Origin of the sequence: Streptomyces sp. NPDC050997, from assembly GCF_040660135.1 — a bacterium.
In the GTDB taxonomy this organism is placed as follows: domain Bacteria; phylum Actinomycetota; class Actinomycetes; order Streptomycetales; family Streptomycetaceae; genus Streptomyces.
In genome coordinates this window covers 20,192-45,519 of record NZ_JBFAGK010000028.1, presented here as the reverse complement: position 1 = coordinate 45,519, position 25,328 = coordinate 20,192, and the positions used below count along the sequence as shown (strand labels likewise).

The following is a 25,328-nucleotide window of genomic DNA, read 5'->3' as shown; positions in this document are numbered from 1 at the left end:
AGTAGAGGCGCCGCCCCCGTAGAGTCGTAGGGAAATCAGTACATACGCGATGAAGCGTAGGAAAGAAGGCAGTACCTCATGAGCAGCAACGAGACGCCCCGCGGCCCCGTCGACTCCTCCCGCATCCCGCGGTACGCCGGACCCGCGACCTTCGCCCGGCTGCCGCGCCTCGACGAGGTCGGCCGCGCCGATGTCGCCGTGGTCGGGGTGCCGTTCGACTCGGGCGTCTCCTACCGGCCGGGCGCCCGCTTCGGCGGCAACGCGATCCGCGAGGCGTCCCGGCTGCTGCGGCCGTACAACCCGGCGCAGGACGCGTCCCCCTTCGCCCTCGCCCAGGTCGCGGACGGCGGTGACATCGCCGTGAACCCGTTCGACATCCACGAGGCCGTGGACACGATCGAGGCGGCGGCGGACGAGTTGCTCGGCACGGGCGCGCGTCTCATGACCCTGGGCGGCGACCACACCATCGCGCTGCCGCTGCTGCGGTCGGTCGCGAGGAAGCACGGCCCGGTCGCCCTGCTGCACTTCGACGCCCACCTCGACACCTGGGACACGTACTTCGGCGCGGAGTACACGCACGGGACGCCGTTCCGGCGCGCGGTCGAGGAGGGCATCCTCGACACCGAGGCCCTCTCCCACGTCGGTACGCGCGGCCCGCTGTACGGCAAGCAGGACCTGGACGACGACGCCAAGCTGGGCTTCGGCATCGTCACGTCGGCGGATGTGATGAGGCGCGGTGTCGACGAGGTGGCCGACCAGCTCCGTCAGCGCATCGGCGACCGTCCGCTCTACATCTCCATCGACATCGACTGTCTCGACCCGGCGCACGCCCCCGGCACCGGCACCCCGGAAGCGGGCGGCATGACCTCCCGTGAGCTGCTGGAGATCCTGCGGGGCCTGGCGTCCTGCAACCTGGTCTCGGCGGACGTCGTCGAGGTGGCCCCCGCGTACGATCACGCGGAGATCACGTCGGTGGCGGCATCCCACACGGCGTACGAACTGACCACGATCATGACCCGCCAGATTGCAGAGGCCCGCGCGAAGTGACTCACGACCACGACCTGGTGCTCCGCCCGACGGCCGCCCAGACATCAGCCGCCCTGAATCCGCCCGCCGGGCGCAACGGCGGAGACCTGGTCGTGGAGACGCTGGCCGGGCTCGGCGCGACGACGGTCTTCGGCCTGCCCGGCCAGCACGCGTTGGGGATGTTCGACGCGCTGCGCCGCTCGGATCTGCGCTACATCGGTCTGCGGGTGGAGAACAACGCCGGGTTCGCGGCGGACGCGTACGGCCGGATCACGGGTGAGGCGGCCCCGCTGCTGCTGTCGACGGGGCCGGGCGCGCTGACCTCCCTCGCGGCCCTCCAGGAGGCGGCGGCCGCTTCGGCGCCCGTGCTGGCGATCAGCAGTCAGATCCCGACGGCGGGGCTGGGCGGCGGCAGGCATGGCTATCTGCATGAACTGCCGGACCAGTCGGCCTCGTTCCGGGGCGTGGTGAAGTCGGTCCACACGGTCCGCGCCCAGTCGCAGATCCCGTCCGCGATCGCACAGGCCTGGACGTCGGCGCTGACGGCCCCACACGGCCCCGTCTGGGTGGAGATCCCGCAGGACGTACTGCTGGCTCAGACGCTGATCCCGGTGGTGACGGGAGGCGACGCCTTTCCCGAAGAACTTCCCCCGCGCCCCGAACTGACGGCGGTGGCAGCCGACTTGCTGTCCCGCGCCGCGCGCCCGGCGATCATCGCGGGCGGGGGAGTCGTACGGGCGGACGCGTCGGGCAAGCTGAGGCAGCTGGCGGAGAAGATCCAGGCCCCGGTGGTGACGACGTTCGGGGGCAAGGGCGCGTTCCCCTGGAACCACCCGCTGTCCCTCCAGTCCTGGCTGGAGGACCGCCACACCACGGACTTCCTGGAGGACGCGGACGTCCTCCTCGTCATCGGCTCCGGCCTCGGCGAACTCTCCTCCAACTACCACACGTTCAAGCCCCGCGGGCGGGTCATCCAGATCGAGGCGGACCTCGGCAAACTGGAGTCCAACCACCCCGCGCTGGGCATCCACGCGGACGCGCGCCTCGCGTTGCAGGCGCTCCTCGAGACGGTGTCGGAGCGGGCGGACGAGTCGGCCCCGGAGCGGGTGAGCGCGGTCCTGTCCCGGGTCTCGGAACGTATCGCCGCCCAGGAACTCACCCTGGAACAGGACGTGTTGGCGTCGGTACGCCGAGCGCTCCCCGCCACCGCCCCCTCCTTCTGGGACATGACGATCCTGTCGTACTGGGCCTGGTCGGCCTTCGACCCGAAGTCCCCCAACACCATGCACTCGGCCCAGGGCGCCGGCGGCCTCGGCTATGCCTTCCCGGCGGCCCTCGGCGCGGCCGCCGCCGACCCCACCCGCCCCGTGCTCGCGGTCTCCGGCGACGGCGGAGCCCTGTACTCCATCGCCGAACTGGCCACCGCCCGCCAGTACGACCTCAACGTCACCTGGCTGATCGTCGACGACGGCGGCTACGGCATCCTCCGCGAGTACATGACGGACGCCTTCGGCGAGGCGACGGCCACCGAGCTGACCCGCCCCGACTATGTGGCCCTGGCCGAGTCCTTCGGCGTCCCCGGCGTCCGTACGACCCCGACGACCCTCTCGGACGACCTGTCGAAGGCCCTCGGGTCACCGGGCCCGGCGGTGGTCGTACTCCCGGCGGTATTGCGGATGTTCGCACCGACGCATGTGGACGGCTGACGCTACTTCGAGCTCGGCAACACTTGCAGCGGGCGCTCGGCTGTGGATCTCGGCGCGATGATGTCCCAGTAGTGGCGGTCGAGGGCCAGGACGACAGGCTGTGGCAACGCCCACGCGAGAACCGCGTTGACTGCGTCGGTCATGCCGATGGCGTCGTGATCCGGTGTCCGCCACGGCAAAGGGATACCGGTTCACCGGCTCCCTTCCTCGAACAGATTCCGGCCTGAGTACTCGGCCAGATCGGCCGGGCCGTCGAACATCGCGCGTGTCAGCGCCGCCATCGCCTCCGAGTCATTCCCAACGGAGGAGGAGGAGCTCAGCGGAATGCCGCGTGCGATGTGGTCCAAGGCCACTTCCTCTGGAGTACGCCCCTCCAGAAACGCCAGCGTACGCAGGGTCTCAGCCTCGCTTCCGGTGTAGGTGAGCGTGACGGTGACGGCATCCTTCGGCGGGGCGGTGTGATCCGGCGGTGGGGTCGGGGCGTCAGCCACGGCGGTCTCCTCGTGCTTGCCGATTGGCGTGGTGTGTGGCGATTCCGACAGTACCGTCGACGCGCCGGCTCAGTGGGACACCAACAACTCCGCCCAGGTTGCCTTTACCGTGAGCGCCGCTCTTCGTGCGTTCGGCGAGCGAGCAGGTCGTCGCTTCTCTGCGCGACCTGCCGGATCTGTCCGCGGTCTCCCGACTCACGGAAGCACTCGCGCGGCCGAGCTGATCCGGCAGGCGCTGCTGGCCATTCGTACGGAGCTGCTGAAGAAGGACGGGCGCGAGGCGGTCATCGGCCTCGCGCCGTACCTCTTCTACGGGACGGGCATCCCGGCCTGCGTTCTGGTGCTGCGCCCGCCGGACCGGAAGGACTCGGCTCGGGAGGGGAACGTGCTGTTCATCAACGCCGACCGGGAGTTCCACGCGGAGCCGGCACAGAACGTGCTGCTGCCCGAGCACGCGGAGAAGATCGTCTCGACGTTCCACGCGTACGCGGAGGTACCCGGCCTCTCGAGGATCGTGACCCGCGAGGAACTCGCCGCCAACGACGACAACCTCAACATCCGTCGGTACGTGGACAACATGCCGCCGCCCGAGCCGCAGGATGTACGAGCGCATCTGGTGGGCCGCCGCGGGCTGGCAACGCGACGGGACTCCGGGCAGGTTCCGCCAGGCCCCGGTACGCCGAGGCCTGCGCTTGTCCGCGGGGGGTGACTCAGGAGGCCGTGGGGGCCCGGTCCCGGAGCATGACCGCGAAATTGGGGCTGTCCGGGAACGGCTGACGGTTGCCGACTATGCGGTACCCCCACACCTCGTAGAGGGCCCGCACCTTCGGGTGGTCGGGATCGACCAGGAGCACGGCCAGGGCCTCGGGCCGGTCCTCGATCAACGCGGCGTGGAGCCGCTCGGCTGTCCCGGTCTTCCGCCACTGCGGCGCACCATCAGTTCGGACACCGAGAACGTCGACGTGTCCGCCGGCGGCTCGCTGACGTGCTCGCGCCACCACTCGCGGCCAGGAGTGGCCGGGGCCCCGTACGCGAAGCCGACCGGTTCGCCGCCGTCGTAGCCGATGACGCACGAGAACCCGGGGTGTTTGCCCCAGTGGTTGACGAACCACGGGAACCGCTGGTTGAACTCGTCTTCCATCTCGTCCGCGTACGCATCCGCGTGCACGTCCAGGAGGGTCTGTCGGATGGCCTGCAGGTCCTTGTGGCCGAAGCGGCGGAGTTCGACGGCTGTGGTGGTCAAGAGGTGCTCCATTCAGTCCGGTAGCGGTCGGTCCACTCGTGCGCGATGTGTGCGGAGGGCGCACGGGCGATCAGGTCGCGCTGGAAGTCGCCGAGGAGCTGCCGCGTCCGCCCGGGAAGCGGGGCGCCGGTCATGATGGCGAAGACGTCGCCGCTGGTGCTGCACGCCTGCTCGACGTCGTCCTGGTGCAGCTGCGCGAGGGCGAGCCAGGCCGTGGTGTGTGCACGGTTGCGCCGGTAGGACTTGGGCAGCGCGGCGAGCGCCCGGTGGCAGGCGGCTTCGGCTTGCGCCGGGTCTCCCGCGACATCGCGCACGATCGCGGTGAGGGAGTGCAGTTCGGCCGGTCCGTAGAAGGCGATCCATGTCGACCTGGGCTGTGCCAGGTCGGCCTTCGACAGGGCCTCCTCGGCGCGGCCCAGGCAGCGCAGTGCCGTGCGCTTGTCGCCGGTGTGGGCGAGACCGACAGCGGTCCGGGCGTGGGCGAGGGAGGCGTGGAGCGGACTGCGCCGGACGATGGTCGTCGCCTGCGCGGCCTGCGCGGCCGCCACTGCTTCGGCGTACTGCTTGCGCTGGCGGGCGAGCATGGCTCGCAGGTTCCACACCTGCATGGTCATTTCGGGGTCCTGCGCGAGGCCCGCGAGGGTCAGGGCACGGTCGAGGTGCCTGCCGGCACCGCCGAGCTGCCCGGCGTCGATGAGGGACCAGGCGGCCGTCGCGGTGAAGTCCGAGGCGAGGCGAACAGGCGCTGCCGCACGCGCTGGGTGGTGGATTTCTTCTGCAGGCCGAGCGCTTCGTCGGCGCCGGCGAGAGCAGCCCGTTCGAGGTTGAGGTGCCCGCCGCGGTAGGCGTCGAGCGCCACCAGTCTCTCGACGTCGTCACGGAGCCTGATCACGTCGGAGGTGCCAACACGGGAGGGGCGGGGCGCGGGGGTGCCGAGGGGGATCACGGCTGAGGCTGCGGTGCTGGTGGCCGCGTTGCAGAACTGACGACGGCGCACGTCGGGGTCCTTTGATAGTGCTGGTGGGATGGTCTTTCGTTTCCCCCGAGGCAGGAACCCCAAGGCTGTGGCGGCGAGACCGGTGACCGTCTCCAAGGCCCGTCGCTGGCGTTCCTGGGGCCACCGGTTCTCGCCGGACAGCCACCGGAAAACGGTGCGCTCCGACGTCGTGCCGGCCTTGCCGGTGAAGTCGCGGATGGCGTCGTTGACCGCGTCGGCGAGCTCCGTGGCCGACATCTGATGTTTCGTCATCCAGGCGCCCAAGCCTGGAGTTCTGGTCTCCCCCACGACAGCACGGTAGGGCGTGCGCGCGGCCCCCGGCAGGTAAAGGGGAGTTCAATTCGTCAGCCGGAGTGCGAGGGGCCCGGGCAACTTCGTCATGACTACCGGGTGGTGACGGACGGTTAGGTGTCGTGTACGGCCCCGCCGTGCCTCGTTCCCCCGTGGGACGCGGCGGGGCGCCGACCCCACCCACCTGCTGAGGCAGCGATGACCAGTGCAGGAACCACCCAGGAGAAGACCGCCATGCAAGCCGTCGCGGACCCTGCCGCAGCCGTGCTGCACGTGTGCGCCGAGCGTGGGAAGCAGACGCCCGGCCTGGCGGCGGAACGCGCCGAGGAAGAAGGCCGGTCCTTCGCGCAGGAGCGCCAACTCACGATCATCGACACAGTCAAAGACGCGTACGGCGAATCGGACCCCTGCCGCCAAGGTGGAGTCGGCCCGGGACTTCGAGATCACCGCCGGGTCCCTCGCTGCCCCCGGCTACACGGCCACCAGCCCCTCCCGCGGGCCGGGTCGGCGTACCGCCACCCGCTCGACGGCCTTCCAACTCGAGCGCGGCTTGGTGGACGATCTGTTGTCCGGGCGGGTTGCGGTATCTGCTGTGGCGGCGTGAGCAAACGGGGCCCGACCGCGCCCTGGGGCGAGGGCCGGACGAATCGTGGTGGGGAGCGGTCAGGCGAGGAGGCTTCCGTTCTTGACCGCTGCAACGAACGACGTCCAGCCAGCCGACGGGAAGACCAACGCGGGCCCCTCGGGGGACTTGGAGTCGCGGACGGGGACGCCGGCGGGGTGTTTGTCCAGGACCTCCAGGCAACTGCCGCCCTCACTGCCGCTGTAGGAAGACTTCCGCCAGCCGTTCAGCGCGGCAGCGTTCGAGATGATCGGTTCAGTCATGACGTCCGTAATCCTTTGCTGTCGCCCTCAGCAGGGCCAGTGACTCCTTGAGTGGCAGAGCGTCGCTCAGTGCGAGATCGTAACGGCCTTGCAGCTCCTGAACCATGGCCGGGGAGTCGTGCACCTTCCCCATGCGAAGTCCCTCGCTGTATGCCACCGGCGGCTGATCGTCGAACCACATCAGCGTCAGCATGCTCTCCAGCAAGGGGTGGAACCCCAAGGATCGCGGCAGTACGTGCACGCGGACCCGTCTTGACTCCGCCAGCCTGACGATGTGCGCGATCTGCTCGGCCATGATCTCTGGTCCGCCAATTGGCCGGTCCAGGACGCTCTGGTCCAGAAGTGCCCACACTACTGGTGACACGGGATCCTCGAGGATCTTCGCCCGCTCCAGCCGTGTGACAACGAGCCTGTCACATTCCTCCTCACCCATGGGAGGGTAAGAGGGGCCCAGGACCGCACGTGCGTACCTTTCCGTCTGGAAGATGCCGGGAACGAAGGAGAGAGCGAACTCCCGGATCTCGACAGCCTGTTGTTCGAGTGCGTGGGCCGCTTCGAAGTGCTTCGCCACCACGCTGTCGTCGTCCGGCAGGAAGCTGCTCAGTACATCGCCCGTGTTCAGCGCCCTGTCGAGGCGTCTCGCGTCCTCTTTGGACGGGGTGCGCCGCCCTGCCTCGATGTGCGAGATGTGCGAACGCGTCATGACGGCGGCCGTGGCCAGCTCCTGCTGTGTCATCCCGGCCGCCTCGCGCTGCGCCTTCAACCACTCCCCGTAGATGTTGCTCATCGTCAACTCCCATGTGACAGATGCGTTGTCACCTCTGACCCCCTGGCGAGCCTAGCCCGGCCGGTCTCACTCTGTGAGTGGATCGCTACACAGCGATGTCCATGCACGTCGACCTGCCCTCGGGCAGGGAAGACCCCCACGACCGCTACCGACGGCCTGGGGGCATGGCCCTCAACCACACTGGAGTTGAAGACGTGTTGCACCTTATCGCCCGCCTCGTCGAGCCGCTGCTGCGGCTGCTGTGGCCCGCCGCCGGACGTCACCGGCACCGCGCGGTCGCCCCCGTACCGACTGCCCACGTCGTGCCCAACAGTCGCCCCTCCCCGCACGAAACCCCCCTCCGTGGCGAGGACTCCCGACTCGTTCGTCCCTACCTCCTCGCCCACGAACAACGCGTGCAGACCAGACAACAGCGCGCCCGGCGCCGGGTGCTCTGGCTCGCTGTGCACGGCGTCGACGTAGGGCCACGGCGTCTCCACGGTGTCGACGTCGGCTCCCTCCGAACCCACGGCGCCGAGGTGACAGCCGCATGATCTACGAAAGCCACGACACCGCCGTCCCCACAGTCACCCGGCCCCGTCTCCTTCCCTGGTCCAACCTTGACGGCAACCCCTGCAACCTCATCACCGACGACATCGGCACCAGCCGTCTTTCCCGCATGGCCGACGACGTCGAAGCCGTCCAGCTCGACATGGCTGGTGACCTCCTCGACCACGCCGCCGATCTCCTAGGTGACAGCAAGGCCACTGCGCCCCAGCTCCGTTTCCTCGCCGCCCGGCTGACCGAATCGCTCCACGACGTGCACCGCGTCGCCCGCAGCAGGGGCGACCGCCTGCCCGCGCTCGATCTCGATGGTGACGAGGCCCTTGAGGAGGGCCCCGGCGTCTGAGTCGCCCGACCGACTTCCGCCGCGCGCGGGCGTACCGTCACAAAGCCTCGTACGTCCGTGCGTTCCGCCATGTCCTCCGTTCGGATCCCTTTCCCTCCCCCCGCCGGCTGAGCGCCTGGCGACCTTCGCGCAGGACAACCTTCGGCAGTTCCGGGGCAGGGCGAGGGGAGAATAAGCCGGTGATTGCGTCAGCCGATCCTTCGACGTACTCCGCCCCCGAAGCCCTGCTCACCGTGGACGGGCTGGCTCAGTGGGTGCGCGCCAGCGCCCGCAGGAAACGGTTTGCGCTGACTGTCGAGACCGACGCGACCCTCACCCTGCACACCCCTGCCGGGCGTCGGCCGAGGCGGAGCAGTTCGTACGAGCTCACCGGGACTGGTTGCTGACCAAGCGGCGAGAGCGGGAGCGCACTCGCCCGCTCAGTCCCGTCAGACAACTCGCCGACGGAGAGGTCTTCCGCTATTTGGGGCGGACGTATCGGCTGGCCGTGTCCGGTGAGGAGGGGGCGGCCGCAGGGGTCCGGCTGGTTGCGGGGCACCTTGTCATGGGCTCGGATCTGGCTGCGGAGCCGCAGGCGGGGCGGGCGCCAAGGGGCTGACGAGTCTCGGGTGGCCGCTCTTCCAGCTGCCCATGCATCTGATCGACTACGTCATCGCACATGAACTGGCCCACGTGAAAGTGTCCGGGCACCGAGAGGACTTCTGGCGGCTGCTGCGGATTGCGCTACCCGAGTACGAAGAGCGGCGGGCGGACCTCGACGAGCTGGGGCGGCGACTCTGGATGGGCGATTTTCGCTAAGTTGGGCTGAACTCCCCTTATGAATAGGGGAGTTCAGCCACAGCAATGGCCTACCAGATCGCCTCGACCCACTCCGGGTGGTCGATGAACGGGTTGCGGTTGTGCTGGTACGTGTCGTAGATGACCTGGTTGCGCTTCTCCTCGAAGGCGCTCGGCGGGTCCGCCTCGTTCCACGCCTTGAGGACGGAGAGCTTGCCCATGTACGGGTTGCTGCCGTTGCCCACCTTCTCGTTGGGCTCCAGGTCGGCCCAGCCGTCGTCGCCCTCGTAGCGCACGGCCATGTAGAGGATCATGCGGGCCACGTCGCCCCTGTCCGCGGCGCGCGGCGCGAAGGAGTCGGAGTCGACGGTGCTGCCGCCGCCGTTGGTGACCGCGCTGCCGCCGTTGTCGAAGTCCAGGTTGCCGCGGATGCTGTTGACCTGGACGTCCGAGGGGCGCAGGTGGTGCAGGTCGGTGCCGGGGCCGGTGGCCTCACCGAAGTCGCCGTGCGACTTGGCCCAGGTGTGTTCGCGGTTCCAGTCGCCGACGTCGCCGCCGTTGAGGGACTTGCTGCGCGAGACACCGCTGTACAGCAGGATCACGTTGCTGCTGTTGTTCGGGTCCTGGTCGGTCGCCTTGAGGGCGTCCCAGACCGCGGAGTACGAGATCTTCGTCTGGCTGCTGATGATCGTGTGCAGGGAGGACTTGAGGCTCGTCCCCGTCTTGCCGATCGCGTTCTTGTAGTACGTCGTGTCGTACGCGGTCGTCGTGGCCGCGGCGGGGGTCGCGGTCAGCGCGGGGGCAGCGAGGCCGATCATGACGGTGGAGACGGCCAGCGCCAACGGCTTCCAGCGGCGCGTGCGTATGGGGGTCACGGGCATCGGGAGCGTCCGTTCTACGCGGGTTGAATGAGCGGGCAATCGGGAGCGTGACATGGACATGCGTGCTTGTCCATGAAGCGGACGTGTCCAACAGATGACACGGTCCGACAATCCGCCCCTTGTCTACGCGAGTTGACGTACCAAAACGCCCCCTGACCGTTGGGCCAGGGGGCGTTGGGGGCTGTGCGGTCAGCTGACGTCCGACGCGTCCAGACGGTAGACCGTGGACTGGTTCGACTCGTTCGACTGGTCCGACTGGGAAGGGGAGTTGGAGTCCGACTCCGACTTCGACTCCGACGTCGATGTCGAGCTGTCGCTGTACTCGCTCTCCTTCACCGCCGTCCCGTTCTTCTGCACCCAGGCCGTGACCTCGGAGCTGATGGTGGAGCCGCCGCCGGGGCCGCCGCCCATGCCGCCGCCACCGACCTGGAGGTAGTGCAGTTCGCCGTTCTTCACCAGCTCCTTGAGCTTGGCGAGGGTCATCGCGTTGTCGCTGCCGGACCAGCCCCACATGGAGATGACGGGCTCGCCGCTGCTGAGGATGAGCTGCGCGGCACTCTGCGAACTCGACACCGCCAGCAGCCACTTGGCGCCGTCCTGATGCTTCTTCAGGTACGAGACGAGCTCGTCGCTCGCGCCGCCGCCCATGCCGCCGCCGCCCATACCGCCGCCACCCGTGCCTCCGCCGGGCTGACCGCCGGTGCCGCCCTCGGCCGCCGTACCGCCGTTCTCGCCTGTGGCGCCCGGCGGCGTACCGCCCATCTCACCGGCACCACCGGGAGCTTGACCGTTCTGGCCGTTCTGGTCACTCTGACCGTTCGGACCGCCCTGCCCGCCGGGCAGTTCGCCATTGCCGCCGCCGGGCGCGCCGCCCTCCTGGCCGTTCTGTCCAGCGGCCTGACCGCCCTGCTGTGTACCGCCCGGCATCTCGCCGCCGCCGAAACCGCCCCGGCCGCCGCCTCCGCCGCCCCCGCCGCCGAAGCCGCTCCCCGTGGAGGGCCCGGCCGTCGGGTTCGTACCCCCGCCCATGCCGCCCCCGCCGCCGGAACCGGACGGTACCGACCAGGCGTACGCGGCCGGGCCCGCCACCGCGGCGACGATCGCCGCGACCACCGAGGCCGCCAGCAGCCGTACCCGCTCGCCGGAGCGGAAGACCAGCAGACCCGCGATCGCCAGCGCCATGACGACCGCGATGGTCGGCCACAGCCAGGTGTTCCAGCCGGAGGCCCGGCGCAGGAGCACCGCGGCCCAGATCGCCGTGACGGCCAGGGCGGCCGGCAGCACCCACGCCCAGCGCCTGTCGGTACGGAAGGCGCGCAGCAGCAGCGCGCCTCCGCCGCCGCACAGCGCCGCGATACCGGGCGCCAGCGCGGTCGTGTAGTACGGGTGCATGGTGCCCTCGGCCATCGCGAACGTCAGGTAGTGCAGCGCGGTCCAGCCGCCCCACATGACCAGCGCGGCCCGGGTCGGGTCGGTGCGCGGAGAGCGGCCGCACAGGACCAGACCGCCGACGCAGGCGATCGTCGCGAAGGGGATCAGCCAGGAGATCTGGCCGCCGAGGGTGTCGTTGAAGAGACGTCCGAGGCCCGCCGTACCGGAGAAGCCGCCGCCTCCGCCGCCACCGCCCCCGCCGTTGCCCTCGCCGCCGAAGATCCGGCCCAGCCCGTTGTAGCCCATGATCAGGTTCCAGGCGGTGCCGTCCGTCGAGCCACCGATGTACGGCCGCGAGGACGCGGGCACCAGGGACACGGCCGCCGCCCACCAGAAGCTGGAGACGGCCAGGGCCACGGCGGCCAGCACCAGATTCAGCGCCTTCTTCCGCCAGCCGAGCCGCGACGCGAACACGTACACGGCGAAGACGGCGGGCAGCGCGATGTAGCCCTGGAGCATCTTGGTGTTGAAGGCGAGTCCGAAGCACACCGCGGAACCGATCAGCGGCAGCAACCTGTCGGTACGGACGGCCCGCAGCGCGAGCGCCGCGCCGCCGACCATCAGCAGCACGAGCAGCGTGTCGGGGTTGTTGTCACGGTTGATGGCGACCGTGATCGGGGTCAGCGCGAGGACCAGCGCGGCGACGGTCGCCGCCACATGCCCGAACACCCGCCTCACGGACGAGTGCAGGATCCAGATCGTGCCGAGCGCGGCCGCGACCATCGGCGCCATCATCTGCCAGGTGCCGTACCCGAGGATGCGGCACGACAGGCCCATGACCATCAGCGCGAAGGGTGGCTTGTCGACGGTGAGGAAGTTGCCGGAGTCCAGCGAGCCGAAGAACCAGGCCTTCCAGCTCTGCGTGCCGCTCAGCACGGCGGCGCTGTAGAAGCTGTTCAGGCTCGAACCGGACAGGTTCCAGGAGTAGAGCGCCGCGGCCACGATCATGATCGCGATCAGGGCGGGGAGCGACCAGCGGGGCGCCTTCTCCGGGGGCGCCGCGGGCGGGGCCGGTGGCGGCAGGTCGGGGGTCACGGTCGTGTCGGGGTGGGGATCGGTGGCTGAGGTCACCCGGGCATGATCTGAAGCGGGGGTGGGTGCGCGCTGTGCCGAACCTGGTCCCCGCCTGTGAATTCGCAAAGGACGCGGTAACGCCTTGTGCAGCATTTGCCCAACGGTTCGCTCATGCGTACAACCATTCGTTCGAACCTGTGCGTCAACAGGGCATGACTCAAGGGATATCCAGACGCGCGAGAGTGCTGGCGGCCGGTGTCGGCGCCGGTGTCCTCATACCCCTCGTGGCCGCCGCCGCGCCCGCCGCCGCGGCCACACCGGCCGTCAGCTGTACGTCCGCCAAGGCGGGCCTCGCCGACACGTTGAAGAAGGACATCACCGCGGCCCTTGCGAACCGCAAGGGAACCGTCGCGGTCGGCGTCTACGACCGCACCACCAAGACGACCTGCACCCTGCGCCCCTCCACGGCCTTCGACTCGGCCAGTGTCGTGAAGGTCACCGTGCTCGCCACCCTGCTGTGGGACGCGAAGAAGCACAACCGGTACCTCACCGACCGCGAGACCAGCCTCGCCAAGGCCATGATCACCAAGTCGGACAACACCGCGACCAGCACGCTCTGGAAGCAGTTGGGTCTGACGAAGATCAAGGGCTTCCTCACCGCGGCCGGGATGACCCAGACCAAGCCGGGCGCGAACGGCTACTGGGGCCTGACCCAGATCACCGTCACCGACGAGCAGAAGCTGCTGAAGCTCGTCACCGCGAAGAACACGGTCCTGAGCGACAACTCCCGCGCCTACATCCTCAAGCTGATGGGCCAGGTCATCTCGTCGCAGCGCTGGGGGACACCGTACGGAGTGCCGTCCGGGGTCACGGTCGCCGTCAAGAACGGCTGGCTGCAGCGGGCCACCAACGGCTGGCGGGTGCACAGCGTCGGCGCCTTCAAGGGCGGCGGCCACGACTACATGATCACGGTGCTCAGCCACGGCAACAGCACCATGAACTACGGCATCACGACCATCCAGGGCGTCGCCAAGGTCGTCCACAAGGACCTGGCGTCGTCCTGACGCCTGCCGGTCTCCCGTCCGTCACCGACCCGCTCTACGGTGACCTCCATGCGCCTGAGAACCGTACTCGCCACCACCTCCGCGGCCCTGGCGGCGGCCACCTGCCTGACCGCCGCCGGTCCCGCGAACGCCCAGGACAACCACGCCTGTTCGTCCACCGTCTCCATCGACCGCTTCTCCGACGCGCTCGACAAGACGACGTACGACGGCACCTTCGTCGGCAACCTCTCCGCGCTGGCCGTGGACAAGGACGGCTCGCTCGCCGCCCTCTCCGACCGCTCCGCCCTCTTCGGCCTCGACGCGAAGACCCTCCAGCCCCGTGCGACGGCCCCGCTCGCCGACGAGAACGGCACCGCCCTCGACTCCGAGGGCCTGGTGATCGACGGTGACGGCACCCGGCTGGTCACCTCGGAGACCGAGCCGTCCGTGCGCCGCTACTCCCGCGCCGGCAAGATCCTCGACCGCCTCCCGGTCCCGGCCTCCCTCCAGGTCGCCCCGGCCGGCCGGGCCGTCTCCAACGGCACCTTCGAGGGGCTGACGCTGCTCCCCGGCGGCCGCACCCTGCTGGCGTCCATGGAGTACGCCCTGTCCGGCGACAGCTCCGGCATCGTCCGCTTCCAGACCTGGCAGCGGCACCGCGAGGGCTTCGAGCTCGCCGCCCAGTACGCCTACCCGGTCGACGCCGGCCTCGGCGTCCCCGAGGCCCAGGCCACCCCCGACGGCCGCCTCCTCGTCCTGGAACGCGGCTTCACCTCCGGCGTCGGCAACACGGTCCGCCTCTACCTGGCCGACCCCCGCCGCGCCACCGACACGAGCGGCGTCGAGAACCTGACGGGCCAGGCGGGCGTACGCCTGATCAAGAAGACCCTACTCGCGGACATCGCCGCCTGCCCGCCCCTGGGCGCCACGGCGAAGCAGCCCCAGCCGAACCCACTGCTGGACAACATCGAGGGCATGGTGGTCACGGGCGGCCACAAGGACGCCCTGAAGGTGCTGCTCGTGAGCGACGACAACCAGAACGCGGTGCAGACGACCCGGTTCTATTACTTGCGGGTACGCATCTGAGCTTCGCTCCGCTTTTCGCTTCCCTCTTCGCTCCCGTTTTGTTGCGGAGGGATGAAATCCGCTTCATTTCGCGTTGGTGCCTTCCGGTAGATCAGATCGAATCGGAGGGCACCGGCGTGGCAGCGCAACAGGGGGAGACGCAGGGCTGGACCCGCAGGCTGGCCGGATACGCCTGGCGGCACCCCAAGGACGTCGTCCTCGCCCTCGGCTCCTCGCTCGTCGGCATGGCCGTCATGGCTCTGATCCCGCTGGCCACCAAGGTGATCATCGACGACGTGATCGGCGACCACACCCGGGACATGGCTCCCTGGGCGGGCGCCCTGATCGCCGCGGCCGTCCTCGTGTACGTCCTCACCTACATCCGCCGCTACTACGGCGGCCGTCTCGCCCTCGACGTCCAGCACGACCTGCGCACGGCGATGTTCGGGACGATCACCCGGCTCGACGGACGCCGGCAGGACGAGCTGTCCACCGGCCAGGTCGTCGGCCGGGCCACCAGCGACCTCCAGCTGATCCAGGGCCTGCTCTTCATGCTCCCGATGACCATCGGGAACCTGGTGCTCTTCGTGATCTCCCTGGTGATCATGGCCTGGCTGTCGCTGCCGCTCACCCTCGTCGCCCTGGCCGTGGCACCCGCCGTGTGGTGGATCGCCCGGCGCAGCCGCAGCAGGCTGCACCCCGCCACCTGGTACGCCCAGGCCCAGGCCGCCGCGGTGGCGGGCGTGGTCGACGGCGCCGTGAGCGGCGTACGGGTGGTGAAGGGCTTCGGGCAGGAGGACCAGGAGACCGGGAAGCTCCGCGAGGTCGGCCGACGGCTCTTCGCGGGCCGGCTGCGCACCATCCGCTTCAACTCCAGGTACACCCCGGCCCTCCAGGCCGTTCCCGCCCTCGGTCAGGTCGCGATGCTCGCGCTCGGCGGCTGGCTGGCGGTCCGCGGGCACATCACGCTCGGCACGTTCGTCGCCTTCTCCACCTACCTCGCCCAGCTCGTCGGCCCGGTCCGCATGCTCGCCGTGGTGCTCACGGTCGGCCAGCAGGCCCGGGCGGGCACCGAGCGCGTCCTGGAGCTGATCGACACCGAGCCCTCGATGACGGACGGCACCAAGAAACTCCCCGCCGACGCGCCCGCGACCGTCGAGTTCGACGACGTCACCTTCGGCTACGCCGACGCCCCCGACACAGCCGCCCCGGTCCTGCGAGGACTCTCCTTCGAGATCCGCGCCGGCGAGACCCTCGCCGTCGTCGGCTCCTCGGGCTCCGGCAAGTCCACGGTCTCCCTGCTGCTGCCGCGCTTCTACGACGTGACGCGCGGCGCCGTCCTCATCGGCGGCCACGACGTCCGCGAGCTCACCCTGGACTCGCTGCGGGCCGCGATAGGCCTGGTCCCCGAGGACTCGTTCCTCTTCTCGGAGACGGTCCGCGACAACATCGCGTACGGCCGCCCGGAGGCGACCCAGGAGGAGATCGAGAAGGCCGCCCGCGCGGCCCAGGCCCACCGCTTCATCACCGAGCTCCCCCTCGGCTACGACACCAAGGTCGGCGAGCACGGCCTCACCCTCTCCGGCGGCCAGCGACAGCGCGTCGCACTCGCCCGCGCCATCCTCACCGACCCGCGCCTGCTCGTCCTCGACGACGCCACCTCCGCCGTGGACGCCCGCGTCGAGCACGAGATCCACGAGGCCCTCCAGCAGGTCATGCGGGGCCGGACGACCTTGCTGATCGCGCACCGCCGCTCCACCCTCAACCTCGCCGACCGCATCGCCGTCCTCGACGGCGGCCGGCTCGCCGACCTCGGCACCCACGAGGAGCTCCAGCAGCGGTCCGCCCTCTACCGCCGTCTCCTCACCGACCCGGACGAACTCGGCGGCGTCTCACCCGGCCACGCCCTGCCCTCCCCCACTCTCGACTTCGCTCGAGCGGGGGGACCCCCATCGCCGGCCGAGGACACCTCCGTACGGGACGAACTGGACGCCGAGTTCGACGCCGAGCGCGGGATCACGCCTCGGCTCTGGGCGGGAGAGCGCGAGCCCAGGGACGCGGCGATGGCCGGCACCCCGGCCACCCCCGAACTGCTCGCCCAGGTCGAGGCGTTGCCCCCGGCGACCGACGCCCCGGGCATCGACGAGGGACGGGCGGTCGCCGCCGAGGAGTCGTACGGCCTGCGCAGGCTGCTGCGCGGCTTCGGCAAACCCCTCCTGATCAGCCTGGCCCTGGTCGCCGTGGACGCCGGCATGGGCCTCCTGCTGCCGGTGATGATCCGCAACGGTATCGACGACGGCGTCACACAGCTGGCGCTGGGCGCGATCTGGGCCGCCTCCCTCTTCGCCCTGCTCGCCGTGTCCGTCCAGTGGGCGGCGCAGATCGGCGAGACCCGGATGACCGGACGCACCGGCGAACGTGTCCTGTACTCCCTGCGGCTGAAGATCTTCGCCCAGCTCCAGCGGCTCGGACTCGACTACTACGAGCGGGAGTTGACCGGCCGGATCATGACCCGGATGACGACGGACGTCGACGCGCTCTCGACGTTCCTGCAGACCGGCCTGGTCACCGCGTTCGTCTCGGTCGTCACCTTCTTCGGCATCATGATCGCCCTGCTGGTGCTCGACGTCGAGCTCGCCCTCGTCGTGTTCGCGACCCTGCCCCCGCTGATCGTCGCCACGTTCTTCTTCCGCCGGGCCAGCGTGAAGGCGTACGAACTGGCCCGGGAACGGGTGTCGGTGGTCAACGCCGACCTCCAGGAGTCGGTGTCGGGGCTGAGGATCGTGCAGGCCTACCGCCGCGAGCACGACGGCGGCCGGCGGTTCGCGGAGCGCAGCGACAGCTATCGCCGGGCGCGGATCCGGGGCCAGTGGCTGATCTCCATCTACTTCCCGTTCGTGCAGCTGCTGTCGTCGGTCGCGGCGGCGGCCGTACTGATCGCGGGTGCGGGACGGGTCGACGCGGCGACGCTCACGACGGGCGCGCTGGTCGCCTACCTCCTCTACATCGACCTGTTCTTCGCCCCAGTCCAGCAGCTCTCCCAGGTCTTCGACGGCTACCAGCAGGCGACGGTGTCGCTGGGCCGTATCCAGGAGCTGCTCCAGGAACCGACCTCCACCAAGAACGCCGAGGAGCCGCTCGACGTCCTGTCCCTGCGGGGCGAGATCGCCTTCGAGGACGTGCGCTTCGCCTACGGCGAGGAGGAAGAGGCCATCGGCGGCGTCGACCTGCGTATCCCGGCCGGCCAGACGGTCGCGTTCGTCGGCGAGACGGGCGCCGGCAAGTCGACCCTGGTCAAGCTGGTCGCCCGCTTCTACGACCCGACCGGCGGCCGGGTGACCGTCGACGGCACGGACCTGCGTTCGCTGGACCTCACCTCCTACCGGCACCGCCTCGGCGTCGTCCCGCAGGAGGCGTACCTCTTCCAGGGCACCGTCAGCGACGCCATCGCCTACGGCCGCCCGGACGCCACCGACGCCGAGGTGGAGGCGGCGGCCCGCGCGGTCGGCGCCCACGAGATGATCGCCCAGCTCACGGGCGGCTACCTCCACGAGGTCGCCGAACGCGGCCGCAACCTCTCCGCCGGCCAACGCCAGCTGATCGCGCTGGCCCGCGCCGAACTCGTCGACCCGGACATCCTCCTCCTCGACGAGGCCACGGCCGCCCTGGACCTGGCCACGGAAGCCCAGGTCAACCAGGCCACCGACCGCATCGCGGGCCGCCGTACGACACTCGTCGTCGCCCACCGTCTGACCACCGCCGCCCGCGCGGACCGGGTGGTCGTCATGGACCACGGGCAGGTCACCGAGGACGGCACGCACGACGAACTGCTGGCCCGGGGCGGGCGGTACGCCGAGCTGTGGCGGATCTTCGTGGGAGCGGCCGAGCCGGAGGAGCCGGTCGGCGCCTCGCAGTGACGGCCGGATCGCGGTGACGGCCGGATCGCGGTGATGGCCGGATCGCGCGAGGGCCGGTGACAGTCGCGCAACCATTCGACACACGTCCGGCGTCCGTACACCAGTACGCACATCGTCGCGGTACGGGAGGGACGCCAGTGGACTGGGCTGCGATACGAGGCCGTCTGGCACTCGGCACGGCCGTACTGACCACGTCCGCGGTGCTCGCGCTCGCGGCGCCCGGGCCCGCCCAGGCCGCCGAGTCGTCCTGCGCCGGACGCAAGGTCAGGACGCTCACGTTCGCCACCGGATCGGTGCGGGTCTACGAGCGGCGCGGCTGGGTCTGCGTGATCACCGTGGCCAAGAACCCCGGCAGGAAGCGGTACATGATGGTCAGCGTGCAGGCGCGCGGCCTCCGCCCGGTCGTGGACGAGGGGCAGTACACACGCCACGCCGGCCCGAGGAAGACACACGCCGGCCAACGCTGCGTACGCGTGAAGGGCGCGGTGGGCCAGAGCTCGGTCAGTTCCGGCTGGATTCTCTGCTGAACCACGGGTTTCCTAAAGGGTTTTCCCCATCGCCATGCCATCTCCCCTGGTGCGGAAGGCACTTGCTCCGCTAGCTTCCGGCGGACAGCTGTACTCACAGGGGAGACTGCATGCGCAAGGCGCTCAGATGGCTGCTGGCGCTCGCCGTGCTCATAGGCACGTTGAGCACGGCGGGTGCGGCCACCGCCGCCGAGCCGGAGGCCACCGGCACCACCGGCACCACCGCGGTCACGGACATCAAGGACCGGCTGCTCTCCATACCGGGCATGAGCCTGATCGAGGAGAAGCCGTACACCGGGTACCGCTTCTTCGTCCTCAACTACACCCAGCCGGTGGACCACCGGCACCCGTCCAAGGGCACGTTCCAGCAGCGGATCACCGTGCTGCACAAGGACGTCTCCCGCCCGACGGTGTTCTACACCGGCGGCTACAACGTCTCCACGACCCCGAGCCGCCGCGAGCCGACCCAGATCGTGGACGGCAACCAGGTCTCCATGGAGTACCGCTTCTTCACGCCGTCCCGGCCGGCCCCGGCCGACTGGAGCAAGCTGGACATCTGGCAGGCCGCGAGTGACCAGCACCGCGTCTTCAAGGCGCTGAAGTCCGTCTACACCAAGAAGTGGGTCTCCACGGGCGGCTCCAAGGGCGGCATGACCGCCACCTACTACGAGCGCTTCTACCCCCATGACATGGACGGCGTCGTCGCCTACGTCGCCCCCAACGACGTCGTCAACGACGAGGACTCGGCGTACGACCGCTTCTTCACCACCGTCGGCACCAAGCAGTGCCGCGACCGGCTGAACGCGGTCCAGCGCGAGGCCCTCGTACGCCGCGAGCCCCTGGAGAAGAAGTACCAGGCGTACGCGGCCGAGAGCGGCCTCACCTTCACCACCGTCGGCAGCCTGGACCGGGCGTACGAGGCGGTCGTCCTCGACTACGTCTGGGGCTTCTGGCAGTACAGCCTGCTCGCCGACTGCGACTCGATCCCGGCCGACGCGGCGACCGCGACCGACGACGAGATCTGGAACTCGGTCGACACGATCTCCGGGTTCTCCGCCTACGCCGACCAGGGCCTGGAGACGTACACGCCGTACTACTACCAGGCGGGCACCCAACTGGGCGCGCCGACGATCAACTTCCCGTACATCGAGAAGAAGTACATCCGCTACGGCTACCAGCCGCCCCGGAACTTCGTCCCGCGCTCGATCCCGATGAGCTTCCAGCCACGCGCGATGCGTGACGTGGACACCTGGGTACGGCACAACGCCCGCCATATGCTCTTCGTCTACGGGCAGAACGACCCGTGGGGAGCGGAGCCGTTCCGGCTCGGCAAGGGCGCGAAGGACGCGTACGTCTTCACCGCCCCCGGCCTCAACCACGGTGCGAACGTGGCCGGTCTGGTCCCCGACCAGAAGGCACTGGCCACGGCCCGGATCCTGGAGTGGGCCGGCGTGGCCTCCGCCTCCGTCCAGGCGGACCCGTCGGCGGCGAAGCCGCTGGCGAAGTTCGACGCGAAGCTCGACAAGCGGGACGTGGAGCGCGAGCCGACGCTGCGTCCGTAGCCTCGCAGCCTGCCGTTCGCCACGACCGCGACGGCCGACCAGCCCCCCGTGCCGGTCGGCCGTCGCGGCCGTGTGCGGGTCCTCGTCCGAGGAGAGCGCTAGCTGGTCCAAATGTCGGTGACACCGTTGACGGTGAGCGTCCCCTGGATCCACCAGCCGTCGCTGGAGTAGGGAACGGTCTGCCCGTAACATCCGCGAGTGAAGCCGGGGTTGAGAGTGGACGTGTAGCACGTTCCCGAGCTGCCGTAGCTGCTCCTGACGGAGCCCCCGATGCTGATCGCCACGCTTGCCGCGTTCTGGACGACCACGACGACCTGGGCGTCGTTGTTCGCGTTGGTGACTTCGCACACCTTCCAATTGACGTTGTCGGACACCGAGTGGTGCTTGTACCCGGTGCAGAACCAGTTCGAGGTGCCCGTGTTCACGGTCTGCCAGTACGGTGCCGCATCGGCCGGTGCCGCACCGAAAGCAAGGGCGCCGGCGACTGCGGCAGCCACGGTCAGGGCCTTCAAACGCATGGGGTGTCCTTCCCTCTCACATCCCGCCCCGCGATGACGGAGCGGCTCGACCGCGCGACCGACACCTCTGGGCCGCGCTTGATCGAGAATGCCCCGGGCGTGGACCGGCTGTCGTTGGCAGACGGTCCACACTTCGTTGGCTTTGCGTCTACACCGTCTGAACCGGCTGCACCGCGTGCACCTTCTGCACCGTCTGCAGCCGGAACTCCCTGGGCGAGAGCCCGTGCGCGGCGCGGAAGGCGCGGGTGAAGTCGGAGGCGCGGGGGAAACCCCAGCGGGTGGCGATGGTGTGGATGGGCGTACCGCGCAGCGAGGGGTCCGCCAGGTCGCGGCGGGCGCCCTCCAGCCGCCGGTTGCGGATCCAGGCCGCCACCGTCTCTCCCCGCGACCGCTGCTGGAAGATCCGGTGGAGGTAGCTGAGGGAGATGTGGTGCGCGGCGGCGATCACGGGTGGCGTCAGTTCCGGATCGTGCAGGTTCTGCCGGATGAACGCCAGGACGCGTTCCAGCGTGACCTTCTGGCGGGTCTCCGGCGACAAGACCCCCTCCGCGTCCAGCAGTTGGGCGAACCAGGCCGACAGCAGGTCGAGCACGACGGTGCCCAGGCGCGTCGCGTCGGCGGGCTGGAGGGTCTCCGCCTGCCGGGCCAGGCCGATGAGGAACTCCGTCAGCAGTGCCCCGACGCCCTCCCGTCCCGGCAGCGCCAGGCCCAGTAACTCGCGGACCCGGTGCGGTGGCAGGGGCAGCAGCGCCTTGGGGAAGTCCACGCCCACACCCTTGACGGCATGGCGTTCACCGTCGTTCGCCGGCCCGAGGTCGTAGGGCCGCGAGCTTTCGGCCAGGTGCAGGTCATGTGGGCTGAACCTGCTGGTCCGCCCGGCGTGTTCGAGACCCAGCTCGCCGTCGAGCAGCAGTGTCAGGTGATACAGCTCGGGGTCGGACCGGCGCACCATTTCAGGGCTCCGCCGGAAACGCGCCGGCAGGAACGACACCTGCATCACGGTCACCGGCTCCAGCTCCAGCAGCCGTAAGTCCCCCCGGAAGTCCGCGGCGTGGGCACTGATGCTCTCGCAAGAGCGGGTCCGGCAAAGCAGTTCCTGCCATCGGTCGAACCGCTCCTCCGCAGGCCAGTCCTCGCTGCGGAACATGGACCCGATCATTCCGTCCCCACTTCGATGTCCCCGCCGGGCGCTCCCGGCACCCGTGGGTGCGGAGATCGTCTCGGTTGCCTCGCCAGCATTCTGACCCGCGAGGCGGGTTCGGAGAAGTACGACGTCGTCACACAGGGTCCCGGCCCGGCACACCGCCGCTCAGACCGGCCGCGCACACCCCACCGGGTCACTCCCGCCGAGTTGGACGTACAGGGCGGTCGACAGCGGGCACTTCGACCGGGTGTCGACGGCCTTCGTCACCTGGTACTGGGGTTTCCTGGCGCCCTCCCCGTCGCACGCCGTCTCGCGGACCTGTCCGTCGCCCAGGCCGTAGACGCAGTCGCCGACGATGGTGCGGGGGCCGCCCCCGCCGCCCGGGTCGCCGGGGTGTGGCGGCTCCAGGTTGCGCATGCAGGCGTAGCCCCGGGCCACGACCCCGTCACCGTCCTCGTCCGAGGCCGGGCGCTGCTCGCTGATGTGCAGGACGAAGTCCGTGGTCGCCGGGCACGCCGGACCGTTGCCCACCGTGCCGTCGTGCCGCGCCACCACCCGGGCAGCCGCCCGCTCGCTGGTGCAGGGGACCTCGCTGAAGCTGGTCGTGCCGAAGGAGCTGCACTCGTCGACCGCGAGGAACACCGCGCCGTACCCGGAAGCCCGGGTCGGTGTCGCCGACGCCCCGCCCACCAGCAGGCCGTCCTCGCCGCCGCCTCCCGAACCGGGTCCCTGGCATCCCGTCAACAGGCCGGTGAGCAGCGCCAGCAGCGCGAACACCGCCCGCACGGAAGATTTTTCGCGCATCGCCATCCCCCCGACATCCCCGCCCAGCGTGACCCGCCGCGGCGGGGCCACGCCAGATGCGCGGGGTGCTTTGCGCCTTTTGGGGGGCGTGCGGCGGTTGCGCGACGTATGCGGACTACGTCTGGTACGACACCCCGTACCGGACTAGGTCTGGTACGACACCCTGTACCGGGACTACGTCGGGTACGACAACCCGTACCCGACCGGATACAGCACCCGCGCCGGATCGTCGGCCCGCTGCACCGGCACCGGCAGCTTGCCGCGCGGACGGACCCGTCCCGCGATCACCCGGGCCGCCGCCCGCAGTTCGACGTCGGTCCAGGAGTACGCGGCCAGGAAGGCCGGTACGGACGGCAGTTGGGCCACGTCGTAGGGGTTGCGGATCGCGACCGCCACCACCGGCTTCCCGGTCGCCACCAGCTGCTCGACCAGCGCCTTCTGGGTGCTGGTCGCTGTGACGTTGTACGTCCCGACCACCACGGCGTCCACGTCCTGGGCCGCCGCGACGGCCCTCGCGATGGTGGCGGAGGAGGGGGCCGTGCCCGTCGAGAGGGCGGTGGCCGTGAAGCCCAGCTCGGTGAGCGCGGCGGCCAGTACGCCGGTGGGCGGCCCCGTCGTCCCCGACGGCGAGGCGGGATCCGCGCCGACGACGAGGAGCCCCCGGTGACGGCGCCGGGAGAGCGGCAGCAGGCCCCCCGCGTTGACCAGCAGAGTGGTCGTCCGCTCGGCGATCCGGTCGGCCGCCGCGAGGTGCGGCCCGGTGCCGACCGCGCGCGTGACCCCGGCCTGGCTGACGTACGGCTCCTCGAAGAGCCGCAGCCTCGCCTTGAGCCGCAGCACGCGCAGGATCGACACGTCCAGCCGCTCCTCGGTGAGCTCTCCGTCCCGTACGGCGTTCAGGACGGCGTTCCACGCGACGTCCAGGGAGGGCGGGTTGAGGAGCTGGTCCACGCCGGCCTTGAGCGCGAGCACCGGCACCCGGTCGTCGCCGTACTTGGTCCGCACGCCCTCCATGCCGAGCGAGTCGGTCACCACGACCCCGTCGTAGCCGAGTTCACCGCGCAGGATGCCGGTGAGGATCGGGTGCGAGAGGGTGGCCGGGTCGCCGGAGTCGTCGAGGGCCGGGAACTGGATGTGCGCGGTCATGATCGAGTCGATGCCCGCGCGGACGGCGGCCCGGAAGGGGACGGCGTCCAGCTCCTCCCACAGCTCCCGGCTGTGGGTGATGACCGGGAAGCCGTAGTGGCTGTCGACGGCGGTGTCGCCGTGCCCGGGGAAGTGCTTGGCGGTCGCGGCGACCTTCGCGCCCTGGTAGCCGGCGACCTCGGCGGCCACCAGAGCGGCCACCGCGTCCGGTTCGGCACCGAAGGACCGCACGCCGATGACCGGGTTGGCCGGGTTGACGTTCACGTCGGCCACGGGGGAGTAGTTCTGCCGGATGCCGAGCGCGCGCAGCTCCTGTCCGGCGATCCGGCCGAGGGCGCGGGCGTCGGACCTCGACCCGCCGGCGCCGAGGGCCATGGCGCCGGGGAAGAGGGTGGCGGGCTCGCCGACCCGGCAGACGATGCCGTGTTCCTGGTCGGTGGAGATGAGCACGGGCAGCCCGCGCGGCTGATCGAGGGAGACCTGCTGGATCCCGTTGGACAGATCTGCGATCTGGTGCGGATCCCGGGTGTTGTGCGCCCAGGTGAAGTAGATGACTCCGCCGACCCGGTACTTCGCGATCAGCTCGGCGGCCGTGCGGACGCCGAGTTCCTTGAGGTTGGCGTCGATGTCGGCCTGGTCGGGGGCGGTGGCCGAGTGACCGTAGACCCGGGTCACGAAGAGCTGCCCGACCTTCTCCTCCAGCGTCATACGGGAGAGGAGGGCGCGGAGCTTCTTGTCGTCGGGGGTGGCCGCGTGGGCGGCGGTGGTGCCGGCGGCCAACGCGGTGGTGGCGGCCGCGGTGGCGGTGAGGAGGGTGCGTCTGGACGGCTGTGCGGTGCTTCCCGTGCTTCCTGAGCTTCCTGTTCCGGAGTCGCGCACGTGCACTCCTTCCCTCGTGAAGGAAACTTCCGAGGAGTCACGAATATCCGGGAAGTTTCTGCCAGTCAAGGGAACGCACGGTACTCAGCGAAGGGCCGCCATCGGCGCTGTTGGAGGGGGGCGCGCCGATGGCGGTGTGCTGTCGGCCGCGGTACGGCGGAGAGGGTAAGTCAGCGTTCGCAGCCAGCAGCGAGGCCGACACCGCACCACGGTGACTCTCCGACAGCTTGCCGGTTGGACGAGCGGGGGCGGGGCCGGGTTCCCGGCGCGGGCCCGATTTCCCGAAGTCGGTGCGCGAGGGGGCG

General features: G+C 70.1%; 23 protein-coding genes and 1 pseudogene. 12 read left to right on the top strand and 12 right to left on the bottom strand.

Going from position 1 to position 25,328, the window contains the following annotated elements; all coding sequences use genetic code 11:
* Positions 1–78 precede the first annotated feature (78 nt).
* Positions 79–1,047, top strand: coding sequence for an agmatinase (speB, locus tag AB0H86_RS39275; protein ID WP_362450085.1), 969 nt, complete (start codon positions 79–81; stop codon positions 1,045–1,047).
* Positions 1,044–2,732, top strand: coding sequence for a thiamine pyrophosphate-binding protein (locus tag AB0H86_RS39270; RefSeq protein WP_362450083.1), 1,689 nt, complete (start codon positions 1,044–1,046; stop codon positions 2,730–2,732). Before speB ends, AB0H86_RS39270 begins: the two co-directional genes overlap by 4 nt.
* A gap of 191 nt (positions 2,733–2,923) precedes the next feature.
* On the opposite strand, the gene AB0H86_RS39265 is transcribed toward AB0H86_RS39270, so the two are convergent.
* The gene (locus tag AB0H86_RS39265) at positions 2,924–3,223 is read right to left on the bottom strand and encodes a hypothetical protein (protein ID WP_362450081.1); all 300 of its coding nucleotides are present in this window, start codon (positions 3,221–3,223) and stop codon (positions 2,924–2,926) included.
* Positions 3,224–3,332: 109 nt separating this feature from the next.
* Between AB0H86_RS39265 and AB0H86_RS39260 the strand changes: the two genes are divergently transcribed.
* The gene (locus AB0H86_RS39260; RefSeq protein WP_362450079.1) at positions 3,333–3,932 is read left to right on the top strand and encodes an N-6 DNA methylase; all 600 of its coding nucleotides are present in this window, start codon (positions 3,333–3,335) and stop codon (positions 3,930–3,932) included.
* A gap of 1 nt (position 3,933) precedes the next feature.
* Here AB0H86_RS39260 and AB0H86_RS39255 read toward each other — a convergent pair.
* The 5 genes and pseudogenes from AB0H86_RS39255 to AB0H86_RS39235 form a co-directional block, all read right to left on the bottom strand.
* Positions 3,934–4,478: pseudogene (locus tag AB0H86_RS39255) on the bottom strand (GNAT family N-acetyltransferase).
* Complete coding sequence (locus tag AB0H86_RS39250) at positions 4,463–5,080, bottom strand: hypothetical protein (protein ID WP_362450077.1); 618 nt, start codon at positions 5,078–5,080, stop codon at positions 4,463–4,465. Before AB0H86_RS39250 ends, AB0H86_RS39255 begins: the two are co-directional and overlap by 16 nt.
* 29 nt (positions 5,081–5,109) lie before the next feature.
* Positions 5,110–5,727: a hypothetical protein gene (locus tag AB0H86_RS39245; protein ID WP_362450074.1), complete on the bottom strand. Its 618-nt coding sequence runs from the start codon at positions 5,725–5,727 to the stop codon at positions 5,110–5,112.
* 690 nt (positions 5,728–6,417) lie between these two features.
* Positions 6,418–6,639 carry a DUF397 domain-containing protein gene (locus AB0H86_RS39240; RefSeq protein ID WP_362450072.1) on the bottom strand — a complete coding sequence of 74 codons (222 nt, stop codon included), beginning with the start codon at positions 6,637–6,639 and terminating at the stop codon, positions 6,418–6,420.
* Positions 6,632–7,426 carry a helix-turn-helix transcriptional regulator gene (locus AB0H86_RS39235; protein WP_362450070.1) on the bottom strand — a complete coding sequence of 265 codons (795 nt, stop codon included), beginning with the start codon at positions 7,424–7,426 and terminating at the stop codon, positions 6,632–6,634. Before AB0H86_RS39235 ends, AB0H86_RS39240 begins: the two co-directional genes overlap by 8 nt.
* A gap of 194 nt (positions 7,427–7,620) precedes the next feature.
* On the opposite strand from AB0H86_RS39235, the gene AB0H86_RS39230 reads away from it, so the two are divergent.
* From AB0H86_RS39230 to AB0H86_RS39215, 4 genes are all read left to right on the top strand, one after another.
* Positions 7,621–7,959, top strand: a complete 339-nt coding sequence (locus AB0H86_RS39230) for a hypothetical protein (RefSeq protein WP_362450068.1) — start codon at positions 7,621–7,623, stop codon at positions 7,957–7,959.
* On the top strand, positions 7,956–8,315 hold the full coding sequence (locus tag AB0H86_RS39225) for a hypothetical protein (protein ID WP_362450066.1): 360 nt from the start codon (positions 7,956–7,958) through the stop codon (positions 8,313–8,315). Before AB0H86_RS39230 ends, AB0H86_RS39225 begins: the two co-directional genes overlap by 4 nt.
* Positions 8,316–8,565: 250 nt before the next feature.
* A complete protein-coding gene (locus tag AB0H86_RS39220; RefSeq protein WP_362450064.1) occupies positions 8,566–8,913 on the top strand; it encodes a YgjP-like metallopeptidase domain-containing protein in 348 nt (115 codons plus the stop codon).
* Between the two features lie 32 nt (positions 8,914–8,945).
* Positions 8,946–9,113, top strand: coding sequence for a M48 family metallopeptidase (locus AB0H86_RS39215; protein WP_362450061.1), 168 nt, complete (start codon positions 8,946–8,948; stop codon positions 9,111–9,113).
* A 50-nt stretch (positions 9,114–9,163) separates the two neighbouring features.
* Here the strand turns inward: AB0H86_RS39215 and AB0H86_RS39210 are convergent, their stop codons facing one another.
* Positions 9,164–9,973 carry an endonuclease gene (locus AB0H86_RS39210; protein WP_362450059.1) on the bottom strand — a complete coding sequence of 270 codons (810 nt, stop codon included), beginning with the start codon at positions 9,971–9,973 and terminating at the stop codon, positions 9,164–9,166.
* 189 nt (positions 9,974–10,162) lie between these two features.
* The gene (locus tag AB0H86_RS39205; RefSeq protein ID WP_362450056.1) at positions 10,163–12,475 is read right to left on the bottom strand and encodes a glycosyltransferase family 39 protein; all 2,313 of its coding nucleotides are present in this window, start codon (positions 12,473–12,475) and stop codon (positions 10,163–10,165) included.
* 155 nt (positions 12,476–12,630) lie between these two features.
* Here AB0H86_RS39205 and AB0H86_RS39200 point away from each other — a divergent pair, with 155 nt between their 5' ends.
* The 5 genes from AB0H86_RS39200 (at position 12,631) to AB0H86_RS39180 (ending at position 20,532) form a co-directional block, all read left to right on the top strand.
* A complete protein-coding gene (locus AB0H86_RS39200) occupies positions 12,631–13,482 on the top strand; it encodes a serine hydrolase (protein ID WP_362450053.1) in 852 nt (283 codons plus the stop codon).
* Positions 13,483–13,530: 48 nt separating this feature from the next.
* Positions 13,531–14,547 (top strand): esterase-like activity of phytase family protein, encoded by a 1,017-nt coding sequence (locus AB0H86_RS39195; RefSeq protein ID WP_362450050.1) that lies wholly within the window; start codon positions 13,531–13,533, stop codon positions 14,545–14,547.
* 116 nt (positions 14,548–14,663) lie between these two features.
* Entirely contained in the window at positions 14,664–18,443 is a 3,780-nt protein-coding gene (locus tag AB0H86_RS39190; RefSeq protein WP_362450047.1) for an ABC transporter ATP-binding protein, read from the top strand.
* A 137-nt stretch (positions 18,444–18,580) separates the two neighbouring features.
* On the top strand, positions 18,581–18,970 hold the full coding sequence (locus tag AB0H86_RS39185; protein WP_362450044.1) for a hypothetical protein: 390 nt from the start codon (positions 18,581–18,583) through the stop codon (positions 18,968–18,970).
* Between the two features lie 110 nt (positions 18,971–19,080).
* Positions 19,081–20,532, top strand: a complete 1,452-nt coding sequence (locus tag AB0H86_RS39180) for a S28 family serine protease (protein ID WP_362450041.1) — start codon at positions 19,081–19,083, stop codon at positions 20,530–20,532.
* Between the two features lie 98 nt (positions 20,533–20,630).
* Here AB0H86_RS39180 and AB0H86_RS39175 read toward each other — a convergent pair whose 3' ends face one another.
* From AB0H86_RS39175 to AB0H86_RS39160, 4 genes are all read right to left on the bottom strand, one after another.
* Complete coding sequence (locus tag AB0H86_RS39175) at positions 20,631–21,050, bottom strand: hypothetical protein (protein WP_362450038.1); 420 nt, start codon at positions 21,048–21,050, stop codon at positions 20,631–20,633.
* Between the two features lie 148 nt (positions 21,051–21,198).
* Entirely contained in the window at positions 21,199–22,209 is a 1,011-nt protein-coding gene (locus AB0H86_RS39170; RefSeq protein WP_362450036.1) for a helix-turn-helix domain-containing protein, read from the bottom strand.
* A 150-nt stretch (positions 22,210–22,359) separates the two neighbouring features.
* Complete coding sequence (locus AB0H86_RS39165) at positions 22,360–22,998, bottom strand: hypothetical protein (protein ID WP_362450034.1); 639 nt, start codon at positions 22,996–22,998, stop codon at positions 22,360–22,362.
* A gap of 174 nt (positions 22,999–23,172) precedes the next feature.
* Positions 23,173–25,023 (bottom strand): glycoside hydrolase family 3 protein, encoded by a 1,851-nt coding sequence (locus AB0H86_RS39160; protein WP_362450031.1) that lies wholly within the window; start codon positions 25,021–25,023, stop codon positions 23,173–23,175.
* Positions 25,024–25,328: the final 305 nt, after the last annotated feature.